The sequence below is a fragment of the Paraburkholderia sp. Ac-20336 genome (assembly GCF_017105025.1).
In the GTDB taxonomy this organism is placed as follows: domain Bacteria; phylum Pseudomonadota; class Gammaproteobacteria; order Burkholderiales; family Burkholderiaceae; genus Paraburkholderia.
The window spans coordinates 1-2,686 of record NZ_JAAGPS010000263.1 but is presented as its reverse complement, the minus strand read 5'-3'; the positions used below and the strand labels follow the sequence as shown (position 1 = coordinate 2,686).

Genomic DNA, 2,686 nt, shown 5'->3' with positions numbered 1-2,686 from the left:
CTGCCGCGCGTGGCGCGTCTGGCCAACGCGGCCGGCGTCGCGCCGCAACGCGCGGCGCTGAATGTGAGCCCGGACGGACAAGCAGCGGCGCCCGCCGGCGCGTTTCTCGCCATCGACGTGCCGCTGGCCGATCCGAAGTCGCACGTGCGCATCGCGGACGGCCGCCTGACCATTACCGGCCCGCGCGGTGCGATGCTTTACGACGTGAGCGGCGTCGCCAACCTGGCCGAAGTCGGCGTGATCGACGTCGAGCATGCGGGCGGCACGGCAGGCGTGGTCTACCGCAGCGTCGGCACCCATGCGCCGCCGCTGCCGACGGCCTTCCAGCTTTCGCACGGCGACGTCGCCGTGATCGACCGCAGCGGCGTGCTCAAGCAGCTCGATACCATCCACGAAGGCGATCTGGCGCCGCAGACGGGCAGCGCCGCCACGCCGTGGACGCGCCAGTGGCTCATCTGGTTCGTGCCCGCCGTCGTGGTGGCCGGGTTCGTCGCGCTGCTGCTGCTGGCCGCCTTCGTGCGCCGCCGCAAGGCGCGCCGGCCCGCCGGCGAGTGAGTCCGCGCGCCATGGGTCTGTATTCCGGGTACTACGCCGCGCAGTATTTCGAACTGCTGCAGTACTGCGCGGGCTTCGTCGCGGTGCTGATCCTGCTGTCCGCGCTCGACGACCTGTTCATCGATCTGTGGTACTGGGCGCGCGAGGCGTGGCGCGCCGCGACGGTCAAGCGTGCCTACCGGCCGCTCACGGTCGCGCAGTTGCAGGCGCGCGAGGAGCAGCCGCTCGCGATCATGGTGCCGGCATGGCTCGAATACGACGTGATCGCCGCCATGATCGAGGACATGGTGCGCGTGCTCGACTACCGCAACTACATGGTGTTCGTCGGCACCTATCGCAACGACGCGCAGACCATTGCGGAAGTGGAGCGCATGCGCCGCCGCTACCGGCAACTGCACCGCGTCGAGGTGCCGCACGACGGACCCACCTGCAAGGCCGACTGCCTGAACTGGGTGATCCAGGCGATCTTTCGCCACGAGCGCGAGGCGGGGATCGAATTCGCGGGCGTCGTGCTGCACGACAGCGAGGACGTGCTGCATCCGGTCGAGCTGAAGTTCTTCAATTACCTGCTGCCGCGCAAGGACATGATCCAGCTGCCGGTTGCCTCGCTGGAGCGGCACTGGTACGAACTCGTGGCCGGCACCTACATGGACGAGTTCGCCGAGTGGCACGCGAAGGACCTCGTGGTGCGCGAGAGTCTCGCGGGCGCGGTGCCGTCGGCGGGCGTGGGCACCTGTTTTTCGCGGCGCGCGCTGCTCGCGCTGGCCGAGAGCACGCAGAACCAGCCCTTCAACACCGACAGCCTGACCGAGGACTATGACGTCGGCGCGCGGCTTGCCAGGCTCGGCATGCAGTCGATCTTCGCGCGCTTTCCGGTGCAGTTCCGCTCCCGCCGCGCGACGTGGTTCGGTTTGGGCAAGCCGCGCGAGGTCACCATCACGATGCCGCTGTGCGTGCGCGAGTTCTTCCCCGACACGCTGCGCACCGCCTACCGCCAGCGCGCGCGCTGGGCCCTCGGCATCGGCTTGCAGGGCTGGCAGCACACCGGCTGGAGCGGCTCGCTCGCCCACCGCTACCTGCTGTTTCGCGACCGCAAGGGGATCGTGACCGCGTTCGTCAGCATGGCCGCCTATGCGCTGCTGATCCAGTTCCTGCTGTTCATGGGCGCCAGCGCGCTGGGGCTGCCCGTGGCGCTGCTGCCGTCGCCGTTCGTCAATTCCACGTGGATGCACGTCGTGCTCGGGCTCAATGCCGTGGCGCTGCTGCTGCGCGTCGTGCAGCGCGTCTACTTCGTGACGCGGCTGTACGGCTGGGAGCACGGCGCGATGTCGATTCCGCGCATGGTGGTCGGCAACTTCGTCAATTTTCTGGCCGTGTCGCGTGCGTGGCGGCTGTTTCTCGTCCACCTCGCGACGGGCAAGCGGCTCGCGTGGGACAAGACCATGCACGATTTTCCGACCGCGGACGGTCTGACGGGCGGCCGCCGCCAGCGGCTCGGCGAGCTGCTGCTGTCGTGGCGGGCGATCGACGAGCAGCAGCTCGCGCATGCGCTCGACGACTGGTACGCGCGCGAAGCGCCGCTCGGCCGCGTGCTGATGGCCAAAGGCTGGCTCGACGAGGAAACGCTCGCCGAAGCGATCGCGTTCCAGGCCGACCTGCCGCATGCGGCGCTCGATTTGCGCCAGCTCGACGCCGATCGCGCGCGTCTGCCAGTTGATGCGTCGATCCGTCATCGCGTGCTGGTGCAGGGCACCGACGCGGCCGGCCGCGCGATCCTGCTTACCGCGAGCCCGCTGCCCGAGCCGACGCTGGCGGAGCTTGCCGAGGCGCTCGGGCAGCCGGTCACGCAGCACATCGCGCGCGAAAGCGACGTCGTGACGGGCCTGCGCCTGCTGCGCGGCACGCCCGAAGCGCTGGGGCCGGCCGCCGCGCGTGTTCCGCTGCTCGGCGATCTGCTGATCGAACTCGGCCACGTGACGCGCGAGCGCTTCAACGCGGCGCTGAACCTCTATCGCCCGGACCGCGACGGCCGTATCGGCGACTTCATGGTGGCGCGCGGCGTAATCAGCAGCAGCGCGCTCAACGATGCGATCGCGGCGCAGGCCCGCGCGCGCGAGGCGGGGGTGCCCGA

The 2,686-nt window shown here is 70.0% G+C and carries 1 protein-coding gene and 1 pseudogene; both read left to right on the top strand.

All coding sequences use genetic code 11. The features are described from left to right. Nucleotides 1-555: pseudogene (locus GXB81_RS30790) on the top strand (cellulose synthase); the annotation flags it as partial. An 11-nt stretch (nt 556-566) separates the two neighbouring features. Beyond that, nucleotides 567-2,686, top strand: a 2,120-nt coding sequence (locus tag GXB81_RS30785) for a glycosyl transferase family protein (RefSeq protein WP_205991187.1), incomplete at its 3' end; no start/stop codon positions are given.